15 protein-coding genes are annotated in these 20,306 nt (G+C 66.9%); 9 read left to right on the top strand and 6 right to left on the bottom strand.

Features of this window, described 5'->3' with window-relative positions; all coding sequences use genetic code 11:
* Positions 1-145 precede the first annotated feature (145 nt).
* The 3 genes from ABGB08_RS17330 to ABGB08_RS17320 all read left to right on the top strand — a co-directional run bounded on the left by ABGB08_RS17330 (position 146) and on the right by ABGB08_RS17320 (position 4,255).
* On the top strand, positions 146-958 hold the full coding sequence (locus tag ABGB08_RS17330; protein ID WP_347591438.1) for an SAM-dependent methyltransferase: 813 nt from the start codon (positions 146-148) through the stop codon (positions 956-958).
* A gap of 110 nt (positions 959-1,068) precedes the next feature.
* On the top strand, positions 1,069-1,779 hold the full coding sequence (locus ABGB08_RS17325) for a helix-turn-helix domain-containing protein (protein ID WP_347591436.1): 711 nt from the start codon (positions 1,069-1,071) through the stop codon (positions 1,777-1,779).
* A gap of 169 nt (positions 1,780-1,948) precedes the next feature.
* Positions 1,949-4,255 (top strand): 2OG-Fe(II) oxygenase, encoded by a 2,307-nt coding sequence (locus tag ABGB08_RS17320; protein ID WP_347591434.1) that lies wholly within the window; start codon positions 1,949-1,951, stop codon positions 4,253-4,255.
* Between the two features lie 270 nt (positions 4,256-4,525).
* Here the strand turns inward: ABGB08_RS17320 and ABGB08_RS17315 are convergent, their stop codons facing one another.
* Positions 4,526-5,101, bottom strand: coding sequence for a hypothetical protein (locus tag ABGB08_RS17315; RefSeq protein ID WP_347591432.1), 576 nt, complete (start codon positions 5,099-5,101; stop codon positions 4,526-4,528).
* Positions 5,102-5,241: 140 nt separating this feature from the next.
* Positions 5,242-6,672, bottom strand: coding sequence for an endo-1,4-beta-xylanase (locus ABGB08_RS17310; RefSeq protein WP_347591430.1), 1,431 nt, complete (start codon positions 6,670-6,672; stop codon positions 5,242-5,244).
* Positions 6,673-7,323: 651 nt separating this feature from the next.
* Here ABGB08_RS17310 and ABGB08_RS17305 point away from each other — a divergent pair.
* Entirely contained in the window at positions 7,324-8,280 is a 957-nt protein-coding gene (locus ABGB08_RS17305) for a sigma-70 family RNA polymerase sigma factor (RefSeq protein ID WP_347591428.1), read from the top strand.
* A 5-nt stretch (positions 8,281-8,285) separates the two neighbouring features.
* Here ABGB08_RS17305 and ABGB08_RS17300 read toward each other — a convergent pair whose 3' ends face one another.
* Positions 8,286-9,512, bottom strand: a complete 1,227-nt coding sequence (locus ABGB08_RS17300; RefSeq protein ID WP_347591426.1) for a HAMP domain-containing sensor histidine kinase — start codon at positions 9,510-9,512, stop codon at positions 8,286-8,288.
* Positions 9,513-9,814: 302 nt separating this feature from the next.
* On the opposite strand from ABGB08_RS17300, the gene ABGB08_RS17295 reads away from it, so the two are divergent.
* Entirely contained in the window at positions 9,815-10,885 is a 1,071-nt protein-coding gene (locus tag ABGB08_RS17295; protein WP_347591424.1) for an aromatic ring-hydroxylating dioxygenase subunit alpha, read from the top strand.
* Here ABGB08_RS17295 and ABGB08_RS17290 read toward each other — a convergent pair.
* The gene (locus ABGB08_RS17290; RefSeq protein WP_347591422.1) at positions 10,860-11,366 is read right to left on the bottom strand and encodes a MarR family winged helix-turn-helix transcriptional regulator; all 507 of its coding nucleotides are present in this window, start codon (positions 11,364-11,366) and stop codon (positions 10,860-10,862) included. The genes ABGB08_RS17295 and ABGB08_RS17290 overlap by 26 nt on opposite strands.
* A gap of 55 nt (positions 11,367-11,421) precedes the next feature.
* Between ABGB08_RS17290 and ABGB08_RS17285 the strand changes: the two genes are divergently transcribed.
* Both ABGB08_RS17285 and ABGB08_RS17280 read left to right on the top strand, forming a co-directional pair.
* On the top strand, positions 11,422-12,462 hold the full coding sequence (locus tag ABGB08_RS17285; protein ID WP_347591420.1) for a nucleoside hydrolase: 1,041 nt from the start codon (positions 11,422-11,424) through the stop codon (positions 12,460-12,462).
* Positions 12,463-12,537: 75 nt separating this feature from the next.
* The gene (locus ABGB08_RS17280) at positions 12,538-13,476 is read left to right on the top strand and encodes a DUF1152 domain-containing protein (RefSeq protein WP_347591418.1); all 939 of its coding nucleotides are present in this window, start codon (positions 12,538-12,540) and stop codon (positions 13,474-13,476) included.
* A gap of 3 nt (positions 13,477-13,479) precedes the next feature.
* On the opposite strand, the gene ABGB08_RS17275 is transcribed toward ABGB08_RS17280, so the two are convergent.
* Positions 13,480-14,919 carry an MFS transporter gene (locus ABGB08_RS17275; RefSeq protein ID WP_347591416.1) on the bottom strand — a complete coding sequence of 480 codons (1,440 nt, stop codon included), beginning with the start codon at positions 14,917-14,919 and terminating at the stop codon, positions 13,480-13,482.
* A gap of 98 nt (positions 14,920-15,017) precedes the next feature.
* Between ABGB08_RS17275 and ABGB08_RS17270 the strand changes: the two genes are divergently transcribed.
* A complete protein-coding gene (locus ABGB08_RS17270; RefSeq protein ID WP_155357590.1) occupies positions 15,018-15,455 on the top strand; it encodes a MarR family transcriptional regulator in 438 nt (145 codons plus the stop codon).
* Positions 15,456-15,458: 3 nt separating this feature from the next.
* On the opposite strand, the gene ABGB08_RS17265 is transcribed toward ABGB08_RS17270, so the two are convergent.
* Complete coding sequence (locus ABGB08_RS17265) at positions 15,459-16,595, bottom strand: T3SS effector HopA1 family protein (RefSeq protein WP_347591413.1); 1,137 nt, start codon at positions 16,593-16,595, stop codon at positions 15,459-15,461.
* 1,084 nt (positions 16,596-17,679) lie between these two features.
* Here ABGB08_RS17265 and ABGB08_RS17260 point away from each other — a divergent pair.
* On the top strand, positions 17,680-19,773 hold the full coding sequence (locus tag ABGB08_RS17260) for a cellulase family glycosylhydrolase (protein WP_347591411.1): 2,094 nt from the start codon (positions 17,680-17,682) through the stop codon (positions 19,771-19,773).
* Positions 19,774-20,306 lie beyond the last annotated feature (533 nt).

Below are 20,306 nucleotides of genomic sequence, written 5' to 3'. Positions count from 1 at the left end.
GCGGGTGCGATCCGGGAGCCGTGCCCAACCCCGCCAAACGGCTGGCAGAGCGCACGCGTCCTAGATCCAAGAACCACGCCGTGGCCGACGTTACCCCCGCCTACACTTGGGTATGGTGGCTTCCCTACTGTTCTTGGAAGGGCTGATGATGGCCGACGAACCCGCCATGGAGGACAAGCTCAAGTCGCACGTGCCGCACACGGCACGGATCTGGAATTACTGGCTGGGCGGTAAAGATCATTTTCCCGTGGACCGGGAGGTCGGGGACCGGGTTCGGGAGATCTTCCCCGTGGTGATCGAACTGGCGCGGGCCGACCGGCTGTTCCTGGGGAGGGCAGTACAGTACCTGGCCGCCGAGGTGGGGATCCGGCAGTTCCTCGACATCGGCACCGGGCTGCCCACCCAAGACAACACCCACGAGGTCGCGCAGCGGGTGGCCCCCGAGTCGCGGATCGTGTACGTGGACAACGATCCGCTGGTGTTGGTGCACGCGCGAGCCCTGCTGACCAGCTCCGCGGAGGGCGCCACCGACTACATCGACGCCGACTTACGCGACCCGGACACCATCCTGCGGGACGCGGCCAAGACGCTGGACTTCTCCCAGCCGATGGCGATCATGCTGCTGGGCGTCATGCATTTCATCGGCGATGACGATGAGCTGCAGCGGATCATCGACCGGCTGCTGGCGGCGGTGCCGTCCGGGAGCTACGTAGCGGTGGCCAACACCACCACGGCGATCAACGGCGAGGCTACCGCCGAGGCCGTGCGCGTGTGGAACGTCGACGCCCAGCCAAAGCTGAAGCTGCGAACCCCCGAGCGAATCGCCGAGTTCTTCGACGGCCTTGAGGTGGTGGAGCCAGGGTGGGTCTCGTGCTCGCGGTGGCGCCCCGACGTAGAGTGGGACGGCAGCCTGCCGGTCGAGGTCGACCAGTGGTGCGGGGTCGTGCGCAAGCCATAAGGTCCACGAGTTCGGACCGCCGAGCAGCGCCGTCTGTCAAGGTCATGGGCCCATCGTGCGGGCCGGAGTGTTCGGTGCCGCCCGAAACGATGGGCGGATACTAAAGACACATGAGTGTTCGGGTGGACGCGGCTTCGGGGATAGCGGAACTGGCGGCGATCTTCGCCGATCGCTCGCGGGCGTCGATGTGCGTGGCCCTGCTCGACGGACGCGCCTGGACCGCGGGCGAGCTGGCAAGATACGCCGGCATTGCCCGCTCGACGGCCACCGAGCATCTGAACCTGCTCGTCGCCGCCGACGTACTCGCCGAGGAACGCCAGGGCAGGCATCGCTACCTGCGGCTGGCCAGTACCGAGATCGCCGAGCTGATCGAGACTCTGGCCGCGCACACTCCGCCCGGCCGCGAGCACCCGCGTACGCTACGCACCGTGACGACGCACGCGGCGCTGGCGCGCGCCAGGACGTGCTATGACCACATCGCCGGGTGGCTGGGCGTCGCCGTCACCGACGCGATGACCGACCAGGACATGCTCACTCGCCATGATGGCTGGACGCTTACCGCCAGCGGTCTGGGCTGGCTGCGGGAGTTGGGCGCGGACACCGAGGCACTGCGTCAGACGCGCCGTCCGATGGTTCGCAGCTGCCTGGATTGGACCGAACGCCGCCCGCACCTGGCCGGAGCCGCCGGCGCGGCCGTCTGCAGCCGATTCTTCGAGATCGGCTGGACCGAACGGATCGGCTCCGACCGCGCGATCCGGCTCACCGCGCCGGGCGAGGCCGCACTGCTGGACCAACTCAACCTCCGCTGGAGCGACCTCTAAGGATCGGCGCCGCGTGGCGCTGAGGTGGTACGGCGAACATGGTGAGGATCTCCGAGGTGCCAGCTCCTGATCTACGGGTCGGTCCAGTGTTTGCTTTGGACCGCAATGCGCCATTGCTGCTTTGCGGTGCGCTGTAGGTTTGGGTTTTCTCGGGAAAGAGGAGTGTTTCGTGCCTGGGACGGCCCGCGAACGACTGGCTGAGCTGCTCGGTGAACTGGCGGAGCCTCCCGCGTCGAGTGTCTACCGAAAACTCTTCATGACCGATCTGTCGGTGGCGGTCGACGGACTCGGCCCACTTCAGTTCCCTGTCTCCGAGGAGCAGGCCATCCGGTTGCGCGAGCTCGGCCACCGTGCGCGGTTCGGGCGCGGCGAGCAGACCCTGACCGACCCGGAGGTCCGCGACACCTGGGAGATCCCTAAGGACCTGGTGCGCATCGAGTGGACAGACGCGTTCAAGGCCGTCTTAGAGGTAATGCGCGACGAGCTGGGACTACCACCGCACTGCGAGCTCACGCCGGAATTCCATTCCATGCTCCTGTATGAGACCGGCCAGTTCTTCGTCACACATCAAGACTCCGAGAAGGACGACTCCATGGTCGGGACCTTGGTAGTGACGCTGCCGTCCGCGCACACCGGCGGTGAGCTCCTCATCGAACACCGCGGCCAGACCGCGGAGTACCGGGGGTCGAAGGTCGCGGTCTCGCTGGTCGCCTTCTACGCCGACTGCCGCCACCAGGTCCTTCCGGTAAAAACGGGGAACCGGATCACCCTCACGTACAACCTGCTCTTGACGGGAGACAGCAGCGCCTCAGCCGAGGACACGCTCGCTGATGAGCTCGCAGCCTGTCTCGACGAGCACTTCGCGACTCCGGTCACCCTCCCGTACGGCGCTGGCCAGGCCGATCCGCCAACACGGTTGGCGTACCTGCTCGATCATGAGTACACCACTCGGGGGCTGAGCTGGTCCCGGCTGAAGGGCGCCGACGCCGACCGTGCCGCCCTGTTGAGGGCGGCAGCGGACAAGGCGGGCTGTGACGTGGTACTGGCCCTGGCGGAAATCCAGGAAACCTGGGATGCCATCGATTCCGATGAGGAGGACTACGACTATGACGACTACTTGGAGGAGGACTCCGACGATGCCGACGACGGGCAGTACGTTCTTCAGGACTTGATCGATTCCGACATCACTGTCGCGCACTGGGTCGGTCCGGGGGGAGGCCGACCCGAGGAGATCTCACTGACTCTCCGCGACGCGGAGGTGGCTGCCACGACTCCATCGGCTGGTCTTACGCCCTACGCCTCGGAGTACGAGGGCTATATGGGCAACTACGGCAACACACTGGACCGCTGGTACCGGCGAGCGGCGGTCGTCGTCTGGCCCTGGAATCAGGGCTTCGCCAACAGAGCCCAGGCATCCCCAGTCTGGGCGCTGGACGAACTCGGCAAGATGATCCGCGCTGGAGACGTCACGAACGCCCACGACGCGGCACAGGCCTTGGTGCCGTTCTGGAACGCTGCGGTCCGTTCCGGTCCGCAGGACGAACTCCTCGGGAGAGCACTCGGGACCGTCAAGGGACTGGATGACGCGGAGACGGCCGCGATGCTCCTACACCCGTTCCAGCTTGAGCGACTGGTTCCTGACCACGCGTCAGCGCTCGCGGACCTGGCCGCGCACTACGGCGAAACCTGGATGGCCGCTCTCCTGCGCGACTGGTCCGAAGCTTGGCGGCCGGGAACACTCGGATATTCCCCGGAGCTGCTGGAATGGCTCTCGGGTCTCCCGCAACTGGGCACGGCCTTGCTGGCCACCGGGAGCGAGGGGGCCACGACCGCCCGCCGTGTCCTGGACCTGTCGTGGGAGTGGTTCGCAGGCGGAGTCCGACCCTCACTCACAGGGCAATCCACCAACAGCCAAGACGAGTGGCTGGCCAACCTTGGCCGACCGTTCGCCGGCATCCTCACGGCCGCGGCTCAGGCCGGGTCGGCCGCCGTGCTGGACGACGCCGTCAAGCTCGGACATGCGGACGGCGACCAGGTGATCCTGCTTGTGACGGCCGCGCTGCGAGCTGCCGGGACCCTGCCAGCAAGCAGCGGGCGCGGTTTCGACGAACTGGCCGTCGGCTGCGCCGAGCGGATCCGGTCGTCGCTCGCCCAGCCCCGGCGCGCGCCCGACGACTGGTCGATCGAGCCGCCCACCGGCTGCACGTGTGATCTGTGCGCGACGCTTGGCGCGTTCCTCCGGGACCCGAAGCGGCGTACCTACGAGTGGCCGCTCGCGAAGGCGGGCCGAGCGCATGTCCACGCTCTGATAGATATGGCCGAGTTGCCGGTCCGCCACGAGACCCGGCGGCAGGGCCGGCCGTACACCCTCGTGCTGACCAAGACCGAGGCGCTCTTCGAACGAGAGCGTCTCGCCCGTACCCGTAACGAGGCAGACCTAGCCTGGCTCACGAAGACCTGGGAGCTTCCCGTCTGATCCGACTCATGCCTATCGGGACGCCGCTCCGTCGCACGACTGTTTCGAGCCGGACTAGCGGAATGGCATCAGTCTCGGAGCGCCGCAGCCGATTCCACCAGTCCGGCGCGTTCGAGGGCGTCGAGGATGGCCGGCCGATCAGGCTGGGTTCGACGTCGGCAACGTTCACGCCGAGGCTGGCGAGGCGACCACCAGCAGAGTCCAAGCCAGGGCTCCGCCGCGTTAGCCGTCCGCACTGGAAACCCGACATGCGAACGCGAATCTGATCATTCACCCATCGTGCGCGTCGAAGAGGTCCAGATAGCCTTGAACGGCCTCCCACAGATGGTGCTCTGGATAGCGACCAGACCCCCGATGCTCATGGCGCCACTCGTGATCCCAATAGCTTTCATGGATGGCGCGCAGGTGGCTCAGCGCCGCTCGAAGTTCCTCAGCCGTCTGAGCGCGTTCTTCGCCGGGGTCTGGCATCACCTGGCGCAGGCGGTCGAACCGACGCTCGGCCAGCGCGTCGAGCACGACCTCATCCGGGCCGTCCAGCGACCAGAACCGGACCGGGCCGCGGATGAGGTGGTTCCATACGGGCTCCAGGTGGGAGCGCCACCAATAGGCGACCCCGCCCTTGTCCAGCCGCAAGAGATCGACCAGCCACGGGGTGCCACGGGGATGCGACTCCCAGGGCACCTCTTCAGGTGGGAGGTTCAGCACGAAGGCGACCTGCACGTGGTCGAGCGGATCCGCACCGGCGAGCAGGTCGCCGAACACATAGGCCTCGTGGAGGAACGGTTCCTCCAGCTGTAGCAGCTTGGTCCGCTCACAGGCCTCGGCAAGCGTCCGAAGCCTCTCCACCGCTCTGCGATAGCGCATCACCCACCACCTCTCGCAGAGCAGAGCGTAGCCGTCCTGTACGGCCTGGCCACTGCCTTCCGATACGCCGAACGGATCCGGTCGGTCGTCGTACCGATCGGATCCGTTCGCCGGTTAAGGGGTCAGGGGCTGGTGCAGGTGGCGGTTGGGGTGGCCGCGGTGCCGTTGGCGGTGAAACCGAAGGTGGTGGATGAGTTCGCGGCGATGGAGCCGTTGTAGGGGGCGTTGCGGACCGTCACGGCGGAACCGGATACGGTCTGGACGCCGTTCCACAGGTTGATGAAGGTCTGGCCGCTGGGCCAGGTCCACCGGACGGTCCATCCGCTGACCGGTGCGTTGCCGGCTTGTACGGTCACCGTCGACTGGAACCCGCCCGGCCAGCTGTTGACCGTGGTGATCGTCGCCGAGCAGGCCCCCGGAACCGGAGACGGCGAGGGCGAAGGCGAAGGTGTCGGAGTAAGCGTCGGTGTCGGGGTGGGAGTGGGCGTCGGGGTGGGAGTCGGGCTGGGGTTGGGGGTTACGGCGTTGAGGGCGTTCAGGACGGAGGTGTAGGCGGGCTTCTTGTTGCCGCTGCCGTCGAACAGGAGCGGGGTGTCGCCGGAGCGCCAGGAGTCGCTGTCGCGGACGCCCCACACGGTGATGCCGACGCACCGCGGGACGGCCAGGCAGTCGTTGGTCACGTTGGCGTAGGTCGTGGCTGAGGCGCCCTGGATGTCCAGCTCGGTGATGGCCACGTCGACGCCGAGAGCGGCGAAGCTCGACAGGGTGGTGCGGAAGTTGGCGTTGTAGGGGCTGCCGCTGTTGAAGTGGCCCTGGAGGCCGACGCAGTCGATCGGCACGCCGCGCTGCTTGAAGTCGCGGACCATGGTATAGACGGCCTGGGTCTTGGCCCAGGTCCAGTTGTCGATGTTGTAGTCGTTGTAGCAGAGCTTGGCGGCCGGGTCGGCGGTCCTGGCCGTACGGAAGGCGACCTCGATCCAGTCGTTGCCGGTCCGCTGGAGGTTCGAGTCACGCCGGTTGCCGCCGTTGCCGTCGGCGAAGGCCTCGTTGACCACGTCCCAGGCGTAGATCCTGCCCCGGTAGTGAGCCATCACGCCGTTGATGTGGTCGATCATCGCCTGGCGCAGCGTGCTGCCGGACAGGGACTGCATCCAGCCCGGCTGCTGGGAGTGCCACGCCAGCGTGTGGCCGCGTACCCGCTTGCCGTTCTGCACGGCCCAGTTGAAGACGCGGTCAGCGTTGGTGAAGTTGAACTGGCCCCGGTTGGGCTCGGTGGCGTCGATCTTCATCTCGTTCTCGGCCGTCACCATGTCGAACTCGCGGTTGGCGATCGTGGTGTACGCCGCTTCGCCGAGCTTGCCGGCGTTGATCGCGGTGCCGAAGTACCGGCCGCTCTGCTGCGCCGCCGCGCCGAGCGTGCTTGCCGCGGCGTCGGCGGGGACCGGCGCTAACAGCGCCATCCCGAGCACCCCGACGGCGCCGGCGATCAGGGCCTGGCGCAGACCGTTGAAGCGTCTTTTGGTCGCGGGGGGTAATAGGGCGTTCGTGCCCATGCCTAGCCTCCATAGCTGAATCACGGAAGAGGGAAACGCGGGAGCACCCGCGGGATCGACGCCGCGCCCTATCACCGGAACGCACACCACCAGGGCGTCGCGGACGGCGACCCGCTGCCGTGCACCACCGACCTGGCAGGGGAGACCGCTCGGAAACTCAGGGTGGAGAACTCTCCGAAATTTGTCAAGATCTCCCTGAAAGTTTCGGCCACCCGCCCAGCGAAACACGCTTCGCAAGCGCGCCAGCGGCCGACCTTTCCCATGAAATTTTCGGCGAACTCGCCATACTGCAGCGATGGAATTTTCATTGAAGCGTCCGCACCGATCGACGCGGGCACCCCGAGAGCACCAGATGAGCCGCGCCTCGCCCGCACATATCGCGGAACAGCAGGAGTCGCCCCTTGACGGCAGGTCCCCACCTCGTATTAGCTCCGCTCCACCACCACGTCCAACCTCCCGACGGAGAAAGGAACACGATGCCGCGATCTTCGCCGTTCGGCCCGGCGATGAATCCGTCCAGCGACATCGTCATATCCAACAAGATCATGCCCATGGTGACTCCTTGAGATGGGGTTCGGATAAGTTCAGGCGGCGTCGTGCCCGCCGGGCCGTACCTGGCGCAGACCCACCGCGGCCAGGATGGCCAGCGCGATGAACAGGCCCGCGCCCACGACACGAGTCGATGAGGACTTCGATGTCCTGGCCGGGAGCTTCCGGCCCGAGCTCCTGGCCCACTGCTACCGCATGCTCGGCTCCGTCCACGACGCCGAGGACGTCGTTCAGGACACCTTCCTGCGCGCGCTGCGCTTCCATGAGACGTTCGAGGGCCGGGCGTCGATGCGTACCTGGCTGTACCGGATCGCCACGAATGCCTGCCTGACCGCGCTCAACAGCCGCAGGCGGCAACCGCTGTCGGTCGGCCTAGGCGGCCCCGGAGAGGACCGCCGGGCTGTGGTCACGTGGCTGGAACCCATCCCTGACGCCATGATCAGCCCGGGCGACCCCGCCACGATCGTCACCGACCGGGCGAGCATCCGGCTGGCTTTCATCGCCGCCCTGCAACACCTCCCGGCGCAGCAGCGCGCGGTCCTGATCCTCCGGGACGTCCTGCGCTGGCGAGCCGCCGAAGTCGCCGAGACCCTCGGCACCACGACCACCGCCGTCAACAGCGCCCTGCGACGCGCCCGCGCGCGCCTTGACGAGATCGCCCCAGACCAGGACGAGATCACCGAACCCACCGCGGCAGGACAGCGCGAGCTGCTCGCCCGCTACGCCACCGCGTTCGAACGCAAGGACATGAACACGATCGCCGAGCTGCTGTCCGGCGACGCCATCTGGGAGATGCCCCCGACCACGCTCTGGTTCCAAGGTCCCCACGACATCGTCCGCCATCTCGCCGGATCCTGCCCCGCCGGCCCCGGCGACCTGCGACTGGTGGCCACCCAGGCCAACGGCCAGCCCGCGTTCGCGACCTACCTCCCGATCGGCGGCCACCACATGCTCGCCACCCTGCAGGTTCTCACCCTCACCACCGCCGGGATCAGCCGCATCGTCGCCTTCTCCGCCCCGGAGATCCTCACCACGTTCGCCCTACCTCAGCACCGGTAGGCGCGTCACGGAGCATCGGTGAGGAGGGGGAATCGCACGTCGAAACGGCTGCCGCCGTGGACGGATTCTCCGACGAGAATGGTTCCCGCGTGGGCGTGCACCACGTCGCTGACGATCGCCAAGCCCAGGCCCGTGCCCCCGTGGCCGCGGCTGCGGGCCGTGTCCAGCCGGGTGAACCGTTCGAAGATCCGCTCGCGATCGGCCTCCGCTATGCCGGGACCGTCATCGCAGACCGTCACCAGCGCGCTGTCGCTGTCCCGGTGCACCTCGATGTCGACCACGTGCCGGGCGTGCCGCTGCGCGTTGTCCAGCAGGTTGGTCAGCATCCGGCTGAGCTGGCTGGGCACGCCCGCCACGGTGACGCCGTCCTCCAGGCTCGATCGGATGGGCGGGGTATGGGCGCGCCTTTCAGTTCCGCACGCGTCAGGGCCGCCAGGTCGACCCGCTGACGTTTGCGCTCCGCGCTGGATTCGAGACTGGCCAGCATGAGCATGTCGGCCAGGATCGCCTGCAGGCGGTCGACATCGGTCAGCGTGCTCCAGCAGCCCGTTCAGGTCGATGTCCCGCGGATGCATTTGGGCTTCCTCGAGTTTGACCCGCAACCCCGCCACCGGGGTGCGCAGCTCGTGCGAGGCATCGGCGACGAACCGCCGCTGCTGGTGCGTGGCAGTCTCCAGGCGCAGCAGCGTCTGGTTGAGGGTACGGATCAATCTGCAGATCTCATCGTCTCCCGCCGGTTCGGCGATGCGATGGCTCAGGTCACTGAAGGTGATCTTGGCAAGCTTCGATCGGATGGCGTCCACGGGCTGCAGGATGCGCCCGGTAACCGCCCACGTGAGCCCGGCCACGCACGAGACCAGGACAGTGGCCTGCGCGGCCACGATGGCGTCGACAAAGCCCGTGGACAGAGTGGTTGAGGTGCGACGGGCAGCGAGCACGATCGGGGAGTCGGCGCGGGCGTCGACCCGGAGCGCGCTGTAACGAAGGCAGCCTGGTTCACTGTTGGAGCAGGTTTGCAGATCCAGTAGTGGATCGTTCGGCGCGGGCCGGGCGACGCTGATCGGCGGCTTGTTCCTGGCCGCCGGGGATCCGGCCAGGACACGCCCGTCCGGCGCTACGACCTGAACCAGGTCGACGCCCGGTACGGTCGGCGTGACCACGTGCGGCAAGGAGCCCCCACGGATGGCCGCCGCTATCAAGATCGCCTGCTGCTGCGTGTCGTGCCAGGCCACACCGCGGCCATGGGAATGAGGATGACCAGGGCACACACGACGCTGAGCAGCGTGAGCCGCCCGCGAATCGATCGTGGGCGCAATCTATCTCAACAAATACTTACCCACCATTCCACGCTAGCGAGGCCATCCCTAGCTACCACGAAGCCAGAGGAAAGCCTCAGCCAAGGAGTGCCTCCCCGATTCAAGGGTTGCCGGATGGCCATCCTCCCGAGGTACGGCCGGCGGACCAGCCTGGGCCTGGCCAAAATAGGTTCGTACCTTTATTATTCGTACCTTAAGCAATGCCGGGAGGAGATCTGATGCTGGTCAGCCAGGTCCCAGCGTTCCGTGACTACTGGTATCCGGTCGCGTACGCCGCCGACCTCGCGCACTCACCACATGCCGTCCGGGTGCTCGGTGAGGACTACGTGGTCTGGTCGGGTCGCGACGGTGAGATCGGCGCCGCGGTCGACGAGTGCCCGCACCGCGGCTCGCGCCTGTCCCAGGGCTGGGTGGAGAACGGCGATCTGGTCTGCCCGTACCACGGCTGGTCCTTCGCCCCGTCCGGGGCCTGCACGCGAATCCCTCAGAACGATCCCGACAAACCCATCCCACCCCGAGCCCGGACGCTGTCGGTTCTGGTCGCAGAACGCTATGGGCTTATCTGGATTTGCCCTGGAATGCCCCGAGCTTCAATCCCGGAGCTGCCCGAGGCCGATGACCCCCAGTACGTCCTGATCCACGAGATCATGGAGGTGTGGACGGCCTCCGCCCCTCGTGTGATCGATAACGCGCTGGACGTCTCCCACCTGGCCTGGACGCACCGGCGCACGATCGGCGACTCCTCGCGCCCGCGGATGAACGGCCTCACCGTCGAACGCGACGCGGAACGACTGCGATCGCGGGTGAGCTATGTCTCCCGGCTGACCGACGCGCAGCGCGCGAACACCGGCCTGACCGGCGAGTTCACCACCCGCATCACCAACTCCGAGCTCGTGCAGCCCTTCGTCTTCCGTGACCTCATGGAGTACGAGAACGGCCTCCGGCACGTGCTCTTCAAGACGGCGACCCCGGTGGACGACACGCACACCCTCTTCTGCCAGTTCATCGCCCGCAACGACAATCCAGACGAGGCCAAGCAGGCCGGGATCATCGAGCTGGACCGGAAGATCCAGAACGAGGATCGGGAGCTGCTTGAGCGGATCCGGCCGGAGTTCCCGCTTCAGATGCAGACCGAGATGCACACCAGAACCGACCGCATGACGGTCGAATACCGCCGCATCCTGGCCGAGCTCGCGGCCGAGAGCGCGTTCGTCCCCCCGGACGACACCTGGGCCCGGCCGTACGAGCCGGTTTTTGGCCGCTCTAGTCAGCCAGGGCGTCGCCCGTGACGTCACGACCCGCCAGCGAACGGAGGCAGTCCATGAACCCTGGCGTCTGGTACGCCTCGGCGAAGAACGTCTCGTCGATCCTGTCCAGGATCACGACACAGCGCCGGGCCAGGTCGCGGCCCTGCACGGTCACCGCCACCCGGACGGCGCGCGCGTCACCCGTGTCACGCACCCGTTCGATGTGGCCATCGCGTTCCAGCACCTTGAGCACCTGCGAGGTCAGCACGGCCTCCAGCCCCGCGTGCTCGGCCACGTCACGCTGCCGCGGCGGGTCACCGTTGCGGCCCAGCCACCAGGTGCTGCTGAGCACCAGGAACTGCACATGAGTCAGCGACATGTCGGCCATCGCGGCGGCCACGCGCCGCTGCCAGCGCAGGTTGGCATGGCGCAGCAGGAACCCTGGTGTGGTGCCCGCCGAGTGCCCGCGAAGAGCCTCCTCAAGATCTTCCACAGGAACCGCGTCGGCACCGGCTTCGGACAATATCGCCACTCCTCGATTACCCGAGTTTACGTTGGGCCTCAGAATTGAAATGCTAATGCAGGATTTACGCAATGATGCCGTTCGACGGCTCGTGGTGGACAGCGACGGGGGAATCGACGATGCCGCGGCTGTCTTTTGGCTGTGCGCGCAGGAAAATCTGCGCGTCGTGGCGATCACCGCCGTCGGGGGCAGCGTGCCCGCGCAACTCGCCGCCCGCAATCTGCGGATCGTGGTGGAGGCCGCCGGGCGACCGGATATTCCCATCTACATCGGACTCGACCCGAGCGCCCCGGCCCCGCGAACGCGCCGGCCGGTGCTGATTCACGGCCACGACGGCCTGGGGGACGTCGGCCTCGGCCCACCGCGGACCGGGCCTCGCGAGGACGAGACCGCGATCGCCGTGCTGGGCCGCGAACTCGGCCGGGGAACCGATCTGCTCACGCTGGGTCCCCTGAGCAATGTCGCCGCGGCGATCGCATCCGGCGCGGCCACGTGCGACAGCCGGCTGACCTTCATGGGGGGAAGCGCACGCGCGGGAGGCAACGCCCGCCCCTGGGCGGAGGCCAATATCGCGCACGATCCCGGCGCGGCCGCCGCCGTGCTCGGCGCGGTGTGGTCGTCACCGCCGCTCATGGTCGGGTTGGACGTGACGCACCGGGCCACCCTCACCCGAGTTGAGCTGGACCTCCTCGATCGCCGGCGCAGCCCCGCTGCGGCGTTCCTCCGCGAGTCGCTGCAGATGTACCGGCGCGCCGCCGGCACGTTCTGCGCCGCCGGCGAGACCCCCTGTCACGACCTGCTCGCCGCCATGGTCGCGGTGGACGCCGCACTGGTGGAAACGGAAATCCTGCCGGTGGCCGTGGACACGGGGGGCAGCGCGGCGTGGGGTCAGACCGTCGTCGACCTGCGAGAACTGGCCCGCAAGCGGCTGGGCGGCCCGGATGACGGCAACGCGTCGGCTGAGGGAACCCCGGTCGCGGTAGCGCTGCGGGTCGACGTGACCGAGTTCCGGCACCGCGTTCGAGCCTTTTGGGGAAACGGTTCGCCTGAAGTTGATAAAGGTACGAACTATCCTTTAGTAAATAGATTTTGCTAATCAATTCACCGACCGTCGAAAGGTGATTTCGTCATGCCCACTCCCACCATCGAAGAAGCCGCTATAACATCCCGCGTGGCACTGGTGATGGGCCACGGCGGAGGCAGCGACTGCCTGGTGGCCTCACTCGTGGCGGACTGGCTGCGGCGCCTCGGCGTCGAGCGCGTCATCCTGGGCGGCGTCGCCTGCCAGTGGTGGCTGCCGGTCGGCGAGCAGCGGACCGCGACCCACGTCACCGTCGGACCTGACTTCTACGACCCCGCACGCCTGGCTCCGGCGAAGCCGCTCAACGAGCACAGCGTGATCGTGTACCCCGACAGCGAGGTGGACGGTCGTCAGCCGCATGAGGCCACGGCCGCCCGGCACTTCGGGGGCGAGGCCTTCCTGATCTCCCTGCGCGGCGGCGGCACCGGTGTCGCACAGGGCCTGCGCGCCGTGGCCGAGCACTACGGCGCGGACCTCCTGATCAGCGTCGACGTCGGCTCCGACACCCTGTCCACCGGAAAGGAGGTACGGCCGACGCAGACCTCGTTCGCCGACCACCTCACCCTGGCCGGCCTGCTCCAGCAGGACTGCCGCACCTACTTCGCGCTCGCCGGTTACGGCGTGGACGCCGAGATGGAGATCGAGGAACTCGACCACAACCTCAGCCTGGCCATCAAGGCCAAAGCCCTGCGCGGCGTGATCGGCCCCAGCCACGAGGCGCTGGAACGCGTCCATGACCTGCACGGCGAAGCGCACGACCCGGTGGGCAGCCTGGTCATCAAGGCCGGCCGCGGGGACTTCGGCCTGCATCGGACCCTGAAGAGCAACCCGTTCGGAGAGGTCGCGCACATCGGACCCGCCGCCGTCCCCATCTGGGTGTTCGACCCACAGGCCGTCGCCGACAGCGTCGCGGAACACGCGAAACCGCTGGCCCCGACGACGTCGGTCGGCGAGGCCGAGGAAACCTATCGCGCGCTCGGCCGGATCCCCGAAACCAGCCTCGTCAGGACCGTCGAGTTCAGGCGCTGACGCTCATGCCCGGACCAGGTCGAGGCTGGCGGGTGTCTCGACCAGCCGGTGGGCGCCGGCGCGGCGGCCGGGGATGGCCAGGACGACGAGGGCCGCCAGCAGGGCGGCGCCGCCGCCGATGAAGAGGCCGACGCGGAAGCCGTCCTCGGAGGGGAGCGTCACCGGACCGAGCTTGACCGTCATGGTGCCCAGGACCGCGCCCAGCACCGCGCTGGCGCTGGAGGTGCCGATCGCGCGCATCAGGCTGTTGAGGCCGTTGGCGGCTGCCGTCTCGGTGAGCGGCACGGCGCTCATGATGAGGGTGGGCATGGCCGCGTAGGCGAATCCGATCCCGGCGCTGATCACGGCGGAGAAGATCAGGACCCCCCAGGCGCTGTCCATCAGGGCGAGGGCCAAGGCGTAGCCGGAGGCGATGACGAGCGTGCCGAGCAGCAAGGAGGTCTTGGGGCCGCGAACCGCTGACAGGCGTGCGGCCAGGGGTGAGATCGCCATCATGACGAGCCCGGCCGGGGCCATCCACAGGCCGGCCTCGACCATCGATTGGCCCAGGCCGTACCCGGTCGCGGCGGGCAGTTGCAGGAGTTGGGGGGTGATCAGCGACATGGCGTACATGGCGAAGCCGATGACGACGGAGGCCAGGTTGGTCATCAGCACCTGGGGGCGCACGCTGGTACGCAGGTCCATCAGGGGTGCGGGCGTGCGCAGTTCCCACCAGCCCCACAGCAGCAGGATCGCGGCCGAGGCGGCGAACATCCCGAGCGTGGTGCCGCTCGTCCAGCCCCAGTCGCTGCCCTTGGAGATGGGCAGCAGGAGCAGGACCAGACCGGCGGACAAGCCGACCGCGCCGCCGAAATCGAAGCGGCCCGGCGACGTGACTCGGGACTCCGGCACGATCAGCAGGACCAGGACGCACAGCAGCAGGCCCAGACCGGCCGAGCCCCAGAACAGCGCGTGCCAGTTCAGGTTCTGGGCGACGAGCGCGGCGGGCAGGCCGAGCGCGCCGCCGACGCCGAGTGATGAGCTCATCAGCGCGATGGCCGAGCCGAGTCGTTGCGGCGGCAGGATGTCGCGCATGATGGCGATCCCCAGGGGGATCACGGCCATGCCCAGCCCCTGGAGCGCGCGGCCGATGACCATCGGGGTCAGGGAGTTGGCGGGCGCGCACACCAGGGAGCCGATGGCGAGCAGGATCGCGCTGGCGACGATGACGCGGCGTTTGCCGTACAGGTCGCCGAGGCGTCCCGCGACGGGCATGGCGATCGCGCCGGCCAGGAGGGTGGCGGTGATCGCCCAGGAGGCGTTGGCGGCGTTGGTGTGCAACAGGGTCGGCAGGCTGGATATCAGTGGCACGATCAGGGTCTGCATCAGGGAGACCGTGATGCCCCCTGCCGCCAGCACGCTGATGATGGCTCCGGTGCGCGGCGCGGCGTGCGAGGGGCTCATGGGTTCTCCGCATCTGTCAGATTTGTGCATCATGCATATGATGTGCATAATACATATAGCCTGATGGTGGGGTACCTGACCCCCGATCGGAGGGTTCCATGCGAGAGGTGATCGCCGATATCGAGCGTGAGTTCATGCTGATCGGCCGTTACAAGGAGTTGGTGGCGACGGCCGACGGCGCCGAGGAACGCCGGCTGGAGCGCAGCAGCTACATCCTGCTGCGGCGGCTCGAAGTCAAGGGACCGATGTCGATCGGCCAGCTGGCGCACGCGTTCAGCCTCGACACCTCGACTGTCAACCGGCAGACGACCGCCCTGCTCCGCGGTGGCCTGGCCGAGCGCATCCCCGATCCCGACGGCGGCATGGCCCGCAAGCTCCGCATCACCGAGCAAGGACTGCGCCGAGTCGACGAGGAACGCACGTGCCGGCTCAACGGCCTCGCCAGCGTCCTGAAAAGCTGGACCCCACAGGAACTGGCCTCATTCGCCGAAGGTCTGGCCCACTTCAACGCCAGCATCGAGAGAGCCGTCGAATAATCGTCACACGGCGGTCGAGGGGTCGTGGCGGTGCGGCAGGGCCGGGTGGATGCCGAATATCTCGAAGGCCATCCGGATCAGGGTCATCAGGTCCTCCGCACTGTCGATCGTCGCGCCCGTGGTCCGCCGCCTGGTCTCGGCTGTACGGATCGCCAGGGCGATAGCCTTCGCGCGGGATTGGGTGAAACTGAGCTCGGAGATGGCGGGTACGAAGTCCATCGGATCCTCGGCCCAGGAGATGGCGGGGATCAGCTCGGAGTAGAACGGGGTGATCGTCTCGTCGACGTCACCGTGCTCGATCGTGCTATAGATCATGGCCACGAGTTGGTCGCCGATGTCGTCGGCCGCGTCCTCCCGGACAGGGGCGACGTCGTAGTAGACGACCAGCTTGTCGTTCTTCACCTCGTCCTCGGGCAAGGCTTCGGTGGAGAGGAATACCTTGACCTCCTTGAAGTAGCGTTCGGTGGTCGAGTCGTTGAACAGGGGGATCAGCGCCCGCACGATCTTGATAGCCGACTGCTGGCCGACGACGTTCACGATGAGACGGCGTTGCCTTTGCTCCTGGGTCGTGCGTATGCCCGGGTATCGGGCATTTGTGAAGGCGATGTAGTCCCCGATCGCCAGCGCGTCCCACATGTCCATCTTTTCCAGCACGTTGAGCTGGCTAAGGACCTTGTACGTTTCCGTGGAGGCGCCGTTGATCAAGGGGGCGATCTCCGTGATGGGGATCGGCTTGCTCAGATAGCCGGGCGCGCTGAAGCCCAGCTTGTTGTAGACGTATTTCTCGATTGTGGCCAGATCACCGACGAATATGCCAAGCAGGTACAGATCATCGTAGAGAGCTCGGACGAATGCCATGTCGCGGGCCTCGTTCCGGCGGCGGCGGGTCTCGTCATGCCGGTTCAGGTCCTGCAGCCGGGTGCCACGTGTCTTTGTGAGCGCCTGTGATCTCCCGCTCGGAGACGCAGTCCGCTGCGACGGGCCGCCCGGTGAACGGGTCATGCTCCTTCCCGTACGCTCCGGCTCGCCGATCTCGGACTCCCCGGATTCGGGCTTCTCGCGCCGCAGCTTTCGCTCGGGCCGGGCGACGGACGGAACGGGTAGGGTCGCCGGTTGTGCGCTCGGCCTGATCTCGATCACGCCAGGGTGGTCGGTGGTAAGGATCTTCCGTGCTGGCGACGTCGTGGTCGTCGTCTGGGAAATGAGCGGCGGTAGTTGAACCGGCGGCTTCCTCGATGGTGACGTCGTGTTGGAGATGATCAGCGGCGGCGGGACCTGTGGCTTCCTCGTCAGCGACGTCGTGTTGGACGTGATCGGCGGTAGCTGAACCGGCAGCTTCCTCGATGGTGTGGGCGGCGATAACAGCGGACGAGGCCGGATGGACGGCTCCAAGATCTGGAAGGACGGCTCTTCGTCGGACGATGTGGTGTCGCTGAACGGTGGCTGGCTCGGCTGTCCCAGGGTCAGGACGGGCGCGGGACGCTCGCGATCACGTTGGGGCCGCAGCGGCGCGTACTGCACCGTGAACCCGGAACCATCGGGGGTGATTCGGATCGCGCGCGGCCTCGCTCTGGGTGGCTTCTCCGAGGTGATCTTAAGGGGCAACGGATCTGGGTCCTGAGGAACCTGCGGAGACGTGATCGTCGGGGTTGGGATGTCCAACTTCTCCGGAGGCTTCTCCGGAGGCTTCGGCAGCGGCTTCGGTCGCGGTTTGGGTCGCGTATTGGGAAGGGGCGTTTGGGCGGTCGGCGTGGGGTTCTGTCCAGACGACGAGGTGGGGGATCCGGAGCCGCCCTCCTCCCCCGATGTGGACGTGGAATCTGCTCCGCCGGATCTTCTCTTCGGTTTGGATTTGGTTCGCGGATGATGCATGGCGGCCTCCTAGCGGGCGCGGTAGTAGAGCGTGAGCCCGGTGCCGCCATCGCTGCGCATACGCGAGAGTCCCTCCGTAAATGGAAATGCCGGAAACACCCCGAATCGGCCGCCCCATGCTCGCCGATCTAGCGGAGCAGGGCCATCTGGCGGAAAGGTGACAACCACCATTCCTTCGGCTGCCGCCGCTGTTCGAGCTGTACGGCATCCCATATTCATACCTCCGCTGAATCGTTCATGCCCAGGAGCAGGTCAGTGGTACGGCCTGGGGAAACGTCCTGTACACATCCGCGGAACAGGCCAAACATGGGAGCGCTCCCAAATCGGGCGCTCCATCCATGGAGGCTTGAAGATGAAGAGATTACGTTTGTGGGTTGTGTCCACAGCGGTCGTGCTTCTGGCGGCGATCGGGGTGGCTGTCACCTCGCCCGCGGCCCACGCGGCGGTCGCCTGTTCCGTGACCTACGCCAAGGCCTGGGACAACGGCAGCGGGTTCGGCGCCAACATCACGATCAACAACCTCGGTGACCCGGTCAGCCCGTGGACGCTGCGCTACACCTGGCCTGGCAACCAGCAGGTCACCCAGGGCTGGGGCGGAACCTGGACTCAGTCGGGCCAGAGCGTGACCGTGACCGCTCCGTCGTACGCGCCCGGTTTGGGTACGGGAGCCAGCGTCACCATCGGCTTCAACGGCAGCTATAGCGGCGCCAACACCAATCCCACCGCTTTCACCGTCAACGGCGTGGCCTGCGGCGGCACCCCGACGCCCACCCCGACACCAACGCCCACCCCGACACCGACACCGACACCCAGCCCAACGCCCACCCCGACGCCGACGCCGACGCCGACGCCGGGCAACGCGCGGGCTGTCGTGGCCGCGATGCAGCCCGGCTGGAACCTGGGCAACTCCCTCGATGCCACCGGTTCGGGCGAGACCTCATGGGGCAACCCGCAGATCACAGCGGCGCTGCTCGACAACATCAGGGCGCAGGGCTTCAACAGCATCCGGATCCCGGTGACCTGGGGTCAGTACCAGGGTGGTGCGCCCAATTACACCATCAACGCAACGCACATGAACCGGGTGAAGGAAGTCGTCGACTGGGCCCTCGCCGACGGCTTCTACGTGATGATCAACATCCATCACGATTCATGGCAGTGGATCCAGAACATGCCAGGCGACCGGACGAACGTCCTGGCCCGGTACAACGCGATCTGGACCCAGATCGCCAGCACGTTCCGGAACTCCTCGGCCAAGCTGATATTCGAGAGCGTCAACGAGCCGACTTTCACCGGCAGTTCCGGCGACGCCCAGAACGCGACGCTGCTGAATGACCTCAACACGTCCTTCCGCACCATCGTGCGCCAGTCGGGCGGCAACAACGCGACCCGGTTGCTCGTCCTGCCGACCCTGCACACCTCGGCCGACCAGCCCAGAGTCGACGAACTGGTCAGCACGTTCAACGCGATGAACGACCCCAACCTCATCGCGACGGTCCACTTCTACGGATACTGGCCGTTCAGCGTCAACGTCGCCGGCGGCACACGCTTCGACGCCACCGTCCAGCAGGACCTGACCGACTCCTTCGACCGGGTGTACAACGCCTTCATAACCCGCGGCATCCCCGTGATCATCGGCGAGTACGGCCTGCTGGGCTTCGACCGGCACACCGGCACAATCCAACAGGGCGAGAAACTCAAGTTCTTCGAATTCCTCGGCCACGACGCCCGTACCAGGCAGATCACCACCATGCTGTGGGACAACGGCCAGCACTTCAACCGGACCTCGTTCCAGTGGTCCGACCCCGAACTGTTCGCGCAGATCAAGTCCAGCTGGACGACACGCTCGGGCACAGCATCGTCGGATCAGGTATTCAACGCGAGAGCGTCCGCCATCACGAGCAAAACGCTCACGCTGAACCTGAACGGCACCTCGTTCGTGAGCATCCGCCAGGGCAACACAGATCTGGTACGCGGCACCGACTACACCATCTCGGGCAACCAACTCACGTTCACGGCATCCGCGCTCACCCGGCTGACAGGCTCCCGGGCCTACGGCGTCAACGCGACCCTGTCGGCTCGTTTCTCCCAAGGCGTCCCGTGGCGAATCAACATACTCACCTACGACACGCCGACAGTGCAGAACGCGAGCGGAACGACGAACTCCTTCGCCATCCCCACCACATTCAAGGGTGACCAGCTCGCCACCATGGAGGCCAAGTACGCCAACGGCACCAACGCCGGCCCCCACAACTGGACGTCGTTCAAGGAATTCGACGTCGCGTTCGCGCCCAACTACAGCACCAACACCATCACGCTGACCCCGGCCTTCTTCGCCGAAGTCAACGACGCCGCACGAGTCACGCTCACCCTCCACTTCTGGAGCGGCACGACCGTGACCTACTTCGTCACCAAGTCGGGAACCACGGTCACCGGCACCACGACCTGATCCCGCCCAGGCGGGCCACGGTTCACGAGACTGGAGCGTGGCCCGCCTGTATCCCAGGCGTGGCCCGGCGAGCGGGTGCCCGCCGGGGTGTCGGGAGGGTGGTTCGCAAGCCTCCGCAGACCGGTGGGCGACCCCGCCGCCACCGCGTTCTACGACCAATGGTGCGAAGCCGGTCTGCTCGCCATGGTCTCCGGCTTCAAGTCGTGTCTCCCGCCACCGCCTGATCGGCCTCGCCTGGCAACCCTCCACCCGCGGCGCGCCGACCAGCCGCGGGTGGAAGGTGCCGTCCTTGGGATGGATGTATGGCCGGCGTGCCCCGAATTCCACACACTCGAACGGTTACGGCGAGTTAGGTCTTCAAAGCAAGGTACGCAGCCACTCTCTGGGAGCACCATGAACTATCCTGCCGTGACCCTTAGATTTATTACGCCGCGAAAGGCGGAGCCTTCCGTCCTCGATATTCAGCGTCTCGGGAACGGCGGTATCACGCCACGTGTGGGACTCAGTGGACTAGGCGGACGGCGTCGGCGATG

Origin of the sequence: Acrocarpospora sp. B8E8, from assembly GCF_039871605.1 — a bacterium.
In the GTDB taxonomy this organism is placed as follows: Bacteria; Actinomycetota; Actinomycetes; order Streptosporangiales; family Streptosporangiaceae; genus Acrocarpospora; species Acrocarpospora macrocephala.
Note: the sequence above shows the minus strand (reverse complement) of the source record. Positions and strands in the feature narration are given on the sequence as shown.